We start from the raw sequence: 6,406 nt of genomic DNA, 5'->3' as shown, positions 1-6,406 counted from the left end.
CCGACCCGAACCCCTACGTCTGGACGAAGTCCGCCGACGAAATCCTCGAACGCCTCGCCAGCTATCTAAACAGAATTCACGACTCAGAACACTAGGGGCTGTCCGGCGGGTCACGACGCGGTTGCGGGCCCTGGCACGCCCATCTGCACACAGAAGGTGACGGCGGCCGCCCGTATGCGGCCTGATCCCGCCGGGCAGGCCCTAGCCAGCTCCCCCACGGACGCACGAAGATCACTCAGTGACTGATGACGAACTGTTCGAGGCCGTCCGCGCTCGCGTGAAGGCGGGACAACCCACCGACTTGACCTCAACTCTGACGACACCCGAACCCGCCTCGCTGGACACGGTTGAGGATGCGGAGCGCACTACCGGTTACCGGCTACCGCCGCTGGTCCGTCGTCTTTACCTGGAGATCGCTGACGGCGGCGTCGGTCCGTTCCTCGGTTTCTCGCCCCTGCACGGCGAGGACATGGGCATGGTCAGCGGCTATCTCGACTACCTGAACGCCGAGCTGGACCCGGAAGATCCGCCCGCCCCGCCACCAGGTGTGCTGTTCTTCTGCGACTTCGGCTGCGCGATGTGGGCGCTGCTCGACTGTCGTCATCCCGAGGGCCAGATGTGGTGGTGGGAGGAAGGCAACCGCCACAAACTTGCCTTGACCTTCCCTCAGTGGATCCAGGCATGGCTCGACGGGCACCTCACCCACAAGTTCATGGCAGCACGGCAACTGCGGGACGAATCCTGGGTCGGACCGTGGGCCAACGAACAGCCCTACTAGTGTTCTGAGTCGGGAAACCCACCCCTCAAGTGCGGCCCGTTCCTCGTCCGACAACGTCAACTCAGCCTTCGGCCGTCCCATCCGCGCCATAGAACAAGCCTACATATCTTCACGGAATTCACGACTCAGAACACTAGTAGAAGATCGCGTTCACGACCTCCCGCAGGTCACAGGATCCCCGGTCACCGGTCGCCGACCGTGCCACTCGGTCCTGCTTCCAGCCCGTGATCATTGGCTCCAGCAAGGCCCACTGCTCGTCCGATAAGTCGCTCGGATACGACTCTCTGCCCATGCCCCGAATCCCGGCATGTCCATGTCCAACGCCAGCCCCGTACTGCAATCAGTCACACGATCGAGCGATCACGAACCGAGGAAGATCGGACTTAACGTCCACTCAGACCACCCGAAAGGATGACCCGAGCACGCACCGCTTCCGGCCCAGATCCACCAGGTTCGAGCCGGAGGCCCGTTAAGAGACGTAAGACGCCGATTCCTCGCGTACTCCTCTCCATCACGCTTGCCGGACCCGCCCCAACTGGCAGTACTGGCCACGTCCCGGCTTTGTCAGGGCCGCTCTCACCCTCCCCGGCATCACCCGGGTCAGGCTGCCCTCAGCTTCAACCCAACTGCTGCGACAGCGGGTTGGTGCAGGTCTCTCACCTCCACTCGAACCAACAGCGCCTCACGGCGCAAACGGAAAGTGAGCCAGAACCCGAGAAAACCGACGTCAGCGCATGGGATCGCATGCCACCTGGTGCCTGCTCTTGAATCATGCATGACACCTTCGGAGCAATTCGTTCGGCGATGAACGATGACTCGCGTAGGGTGCCCCAGGCCGCTGGTGTTCCGCCGGCGTCGACCAGTGCGCGCTGCCTCAGTCCTGCAGTACTGAAGGTCGTTCAGACCTGCGACCGCTGCGCGACGCTGAGCGGCACCGGGTCTGGATCGTCACGGGGGCTGCGGGCTACCGGGCCCCGCGGCCGGGAACCGGCGGGGTCCGCGGCCGCAGTCGTTCGCCCTGCGGCCCGAACAAGATCAGGTACTCGACCGGCCCGCCGGGGCCAGCGTTCGCCACCCCGTGCAGGGTGCGGGTATCGAACTCGGCGACGTCCCCGGCGGCCAGGACAAGATCCTTGTTGCCGAGCGCGAGCCACAGTCGCCCGTACAGAACGCACAGCCACTCGTAGCCCTCGTGGGAGACCTGCCGGGGCCGCGCGGGCAAATCCTCGACGGCGGACAGCACATGCTTGTGGGCGTGCAAGCCGCCGACGTACCGGGTGAGCAGCAGCACCGCCTTGTCGTCCCCGAAGCTGTGCAGCGCCGTGCTGCGGCGCGCGACCGCGGGGGCGGGAGCGGTACCGGCCAGCTCGTCCAGGGAGACGCCGTACTCCTTCGCCAACTGCAACACGACCTCCAGGGTGGGCTTGCGCCGGCCGGTCTCGATCCGCGACAGCGTGCTCGGCGAGATGCCGGTCGCACAGCTGATACCGGCGAGCGTAGCGCCGTGCTGCTCGCGCGCGGCCCGCAGTCTGGGTCCCATCGCCGCCAGCGTGCCGTCCAGGTCGTCGCCTGCCACCGTTCCCGCTCCTTCCAGCCGCACCGCTCAACCGCCCTGTGCTGCGATCTTGCCAGAATGGCAACGCTGATCGCGTCGGGAGGCCGCCGCGCCGCATGATCGACAGGTAACCGCGTCCGCCCGCGAACCGAGGAGAAGCCCATGCAGCCCGAACCGACCGCCGAGTTCCGCCACCGCACCATCGAGACCCCGGCCGGGCGCCTGCACCTCGTCGAGCAGGGCACCGGCCCGCTGGTCCTGCTCGTGCACGGCTTCCCCGAGTCCTGGTACTCCTGGCGCCGCCAGCTCCCGGCCCTCGCCGCCGCCGGCTACCGGGCGGTGGCGATCGACGTGCGCGGCTACGGCCGCTCCTCCAAGCCCGCCGCGACCGACGCCTACCGGATGCTCGACCTGGTGCAGGACAACGTCGCCGCGGTACGCGCCCTCGGCGAGGAGAGCGCGGTGGTCATCGGCCACGACTGGGGATCCAACATCGCTGCCTCCTCCGCCCTGCTCCACCCCGAAGTCTTCCGCGCGGTCGGCCTGCTGAGCGTCCCCTACGCGCCGCCGGGCGGTCCCCGCCCCACCGGCATCTTCGGTCAGATCGGCGGCCCTGAGCAGGAGTTCTACGTCTCCTACTTCCAGGAGCCCGGCCGCGCCGAGGCGGAGATCGAGCCCGACGTCCGGGGCTGGCTCGCCGGCTTCTACGCGGCACTGTCCGCCGACACCATGCCCGCCCAGGGCGAGCCCGACCCGCACTTCGTCACCCACGGCGGCCGGCTGCGCGACCGCTTCCCCGCAGGCAAGTCCCCCGCCTGGTTGAGCGAGGACGACCTTGACATCTACGCCGTGGAGTTCGAGCGCACCGGCCTGACCGGCGCTCTCAACCGCTACCGCAACATGGACCGCGACTGGGAAGACCTCGCCCCCCACCGCGGAGCCCCGATCAAGCAGCCATCCCTGTTCATCGGCGGCACCCTGGACGCCTCCACCACCTGGATGGCCGACGCCATCAACGCCTACCCCACCACCCTCCCCGCCCTGTTCGCCTCCCACCTGCTGGAAGGCTGCGGCCACTGGATCCAGCAGGAACGGCCCGCTGAGGTCAACCGCCTGCTGACCGACTGGCTCACCGCCCTCCAGGGCTGAACCAGACACGCCGAGCACCCGGCCCCGGGCACCCCCTCACATAGGCGATACGGCGTTCCCACACGTCAGCCACCTTGCCTGGTGACTGAGCGTTTCCAGCCGTCGACGCCGCCCGCTCCAGACGCCAACTCGCGCGCACACTCGCCAGCTGAAGCGCTCGACCACAACACGTGCCCTCCCGGGTAATCGGCAGCCGTCGTCAGTAATCCAGGTCGAGGTAATCAATGTCGTTGATGGCCACATCCGAGATTCCCATGGCGCGGCCTCCGCCGTCTTGGAAATACACGTCTTTGAATCCTTCGGCGATGATGTCGCGCATCTGCTGGTCGCTGGCTCCGGCGTCGCGGGCGTCGAAGAGGCGCTGCGCGTAGATCGCGGGGAGGCGGACGGTGAGGCGGCGGAACCGGCCGTCGTCGGTCGTGCCGACCGGTGCGGTGTAGCCGAAGCGGGCCCTCGTCTCCACAGTGATCCCGGTGGTGGCGGCTTGCTTGTGCCGGCGTTTGCGGACCTGGGGTTGCCAGCGCTGCCGCACTGCCGCGTCGATCTTCGCGGCGATGTCCTTGGGTGGGTGCTTCCGCTCGCCCTTGCGGTAGCGCTCCACCGACCGCTGGGTCACGCCCAGCTCGGCAGCCACGGCGCGCGTCGTCTTCAGCTGCCTGAGCAGGTAGTTGATGCGGCCCTGGAGGGTCTTGGGCGGCTCCCGGGTGAACGCCTCCCGGTCGGCCCGCTCGATGGCGTCCTCGATCTCTCCCACGGCCCTACTCTCCTTCGTCCAGGACGGCGTCGCCGCCCTTGATGTGGCGGGCCGGGTTCAGGCCCTTCTCCATCAGGTCGACCGCCCACAGAATCGACTGGACGCCCTCCAGCTTCGCCAGGCCCGGCGTGGGCCCGAGGCGGAACCCGCCGGGCTGCGGCTTACCGGACGCCGCGTACGGCAGGAAGTCCAGCGGACTCTCCCCCGGCGAGGGGTAGACGACGCAGTCGGACAGCACGGCGAGCGGGTACAGGCCCGTCATCTTGACCATGCTGTTGAGCTTGCGGTGCATGTTGACCCGGGCCTTGCTGATCACGGCGGCCCGGATGTCGGGGCGCCACGTCGGCCGCTGGAGGGCCGGCCACGTCTCGCCCTCCTTGTAGTGCTTGCCCTGCGGGCGCTCACGGAGCTTGCCGACGCCGCCCTTGACCGTGGCCTTGATCGCGGACAGGACGGCGGCCAGGGCCGGGTCCTTCTGCTTGTGCTGCTCCATTGCGGCCAGGAACTCGGTGTCGGTGAGGTCCTTGGTGACGCCCATATCGGCGAGGGTGTCGACGTAGGCGGTCTTGAGCCGGTCGTGCCACGGGTCGAGGTACGCGCCGGTATCGCGGCGCAGGTACGCCTCGATCGGGTGCACGTCGTGCCCGAGCTCCTGGGCGTAGGCGAGGGTGTGCGTCTGGTACCAGGCCGGACCGGTCGGGCGGGTGCCGTCCGGCGTGAACGGGCTGGGCAGGCGCGGGTCCAGCTCGATCTGGGAGAGGTCCACCAGCCAGGAGCCCGGGATCTTCGGGTTGAACTTCGGATTGTGGAAGTGGTCCGGGGCGGACAGGCCGACAACCAGGCGGGCCGCAGCGGCCAGGAACGCGGTGTTGAGGTCCAGGCCGACCGCGAACGGCAGGGTGCACTCCTCATCGCTGAGCGAGTCCACCGAGCGCACCCACTGGTACGCCTCCTCATTGAGGAACCCGCCGGCCCAGCCGCTGTTCACGACGACGGGGTGTTCCGGGGTGGCCTCGGGCGGCGCCGGGTCCATCGGCTCCGTGCCCAGCGAGCCGGAGTTGTACCCGGACACCCAATTCCCGGTTGCCGGGTCCTGCACGGCCTTCGTCGGCGGGCGCAGCGCCGTCATCAGCTCCAGGCCGGAGACGGCGGTCGAGCCGCGCGGGGTGATGACCCGCTGGGCGTACACCCCGAGGACGCGGGCGACGTCGGCCGGCTCCATCTCGGAGACGCCGGGCCAGGACCGCTCGTCGAGGGCGTCCCAGGACAGGATCGCGAGTTGCACGCACTGCCGCTCGCGGCCCTGCGCCTTGCGGTAGACCCGGGCCCACGGGCCGAACCCGCGCTGCGTGAGCTGCCACTTCGCCTTCGCCACCTGCTTGACCACCGGGTGGTCCTCCGGGAGGCGCAGGGAGCGGCGCTGCTCGTGGCCCTCCAGGCGCTCGGGCAGTCCGAGCCTCACGGCGGCTGCGGCGGTGAGCACGATCAGCGGGTCGCTGTCCTTGCCGTACCGGTTGAGCTTCGCGGCGCCGAGGCCGGACTCCTTGAGGGTCCACTCCACCAGCTCCGGCACCGTGGTGGCCGGGCAGTCGAGCACGATGCCGTCGACGCCGTACGCGGAACCGTCGCCGTCCAGCACGGCAAGCGGGCCGTGCGGGAAGCGCGGGTCGACGACAGGCTTGGCCGCCTTCTTCGCTACCGGGCGGCGCGACGACGTCGCCGGGCGGGCGGGACGCTCGGGCGCGGCAGCGGCGGCCGGGGCCTGTGCCGAGGCGGGCTGCGGCGCGGCCACCGGGGCCGGGGCGGCAGGAGCTCCGCGGGCGGGGTACTTCGCCGCCCATCCGTTCAGCAGTCGCTGGTACGCCTCCAGGCGCGGCGGCTTCGGCTCGCTCCGGCCGTTCTCCCAGTTCTTCACCGTCTGGGTCGTCGACTTCAGGGCCTGAGCGAGACGGGCCTGCGTGATGCCAGCGGCCTCACGGAGCCGGGCACGCTCCGCCGGGGGCGGGAGCTGCGGCTCCTCCTCCAGTAGTGCGTCGATGTTCGCGAACAGCTCTTCCTCGGATGCCATATCTGTCTACCTCCACCCTGAACACTAACATGATTTAACCCTGACAGGAGATTCTATTTAGCCTTTTAATTTAACCCATTCGGTGAATGCTGCCGGGAGCCC

5 protein-coding genes and 1 pseudogene are annotated in these 6,406 nt (G+C 68.8%); 2 read left to right on the top strand and 4 right to left on the bottom strand.

Annotated features, from left to right (window positions below):
• The first annotated feature begins 238 nt into the window (after positions 1 to 238).
• Positions 239 to 778 carry an SMI1/KNR4 family protein gene (locus ACFVT1_RS40180; RefSeq protein WP_389805551.1) on the top strand — a complete coding sequence of 180 codons (540 nt, stop codon included), beginning with the start codon at positions 239 to 241 and terminating at the stop codon, positions 776 to 778.
• 136 nt (positions 779 to 914) lie between these two features.
• Here ACFVT1_RS40180 and ACFVT1_RS40175 read toward each other — a convergent pair.
• Together ACFVT1_RS40175 and ACFVT1_RS40170 are read right to left on the bottom strand one after the other, a co-directional pair.
• Positions 915 to 1,070 (bottom strand): annotated as a pseudogene (locus tag ACFVT1_RS40175) (transposase); the annotation flags it as partial.
• Between the two features lie 672 nt (positions 1,071 to 1,742).
• The gene (locus tag ACFVT1_RS40170; protein ID WP_389805549.1) at positions 1,743 to 2,354 is read right to left on the bottom strand and encodes a helix-turn-helix domain-containing protein; all 612 of its coding nucleotides are present in this window, start codon (positions 2,352 to 2,354) and stop codon (positions 1,743 to 1,745) included.
• Between the two features lie 141 nt (positions 2,355 to 2,495).
• Here ACFVT1_RS40170 and ACFVT1_RS40165 point away from each other — a divergent pair, with 141 nt between their 5' ends.
• Positions 2,496 to 3,482 (top strand): alpha/beta fold hydrolase, encoded by a 987-nt coding sequence (locus ACFVT1_RS40165; RefSeq protein ID WP_389805546.1) that lies wholly within the window; start codon positions 2,496 to 2,498, stop codon positions 3,480 to 3,482.
• Between the two features lie 199 nt (positions 3,483 to 3,681).
• On the opposite strand, the gene tpg is transcribed toward ACFVT1_RS40165, so the two are convergent.
• Entirely contained in the window at positions 3,682 to 4,236 is a 555-nt protein-coding gene (gene tpg / locus ACFVT1_RS40160; protein ID WP_389805544.1) for a telomere-protecting terminal protein Tpg, read from the bottom strand.
• Between the two features lie 4 nt (positions 4,237 to 4,240).
• Entirely contained in the window at positions 4,241 to 6,304 is a 2,064-nt protein-coding gene (tap, locus tag ACFVT1_RS40155) for a telomere-associated protein Tap (RefSeq protein WP_389805541.1), read from the bottom strand.
• Positions 6,305 to 6,406 lie beyond the last annotated feature (102 nt).

The organism is Streptomyces sp. NPDC057963, assembly GCF_042887155.1.
Classification (GTDB): domain Bacteria; phylum Actinomycetota; class Actinomycetes; order Streptomycetales; family Streptomycetaceae; genus Streptomyces.
Note: the sequence above shows the minus strand (reverse complement) of the source record. Positions and strands in the feature narration are given on the sequence as shown.

Excerpts from the sequence above, each read along its gene's own strand:
- ACFVT1_RS40165 (WP_389805546.1), top strand. The coding sequence starts at position 2,496 with ATGCAGCCCGAACCGACCGCCGAGTTCCGCCACCGCACCATCGAGACC.
- tap (WP_389805541.1), bottom strand. The coding sequence starts at position 6,304 with ATGGCATCCGAGGAAGAGCTGTTCGCGAACATCGACGCACTACTGGAG.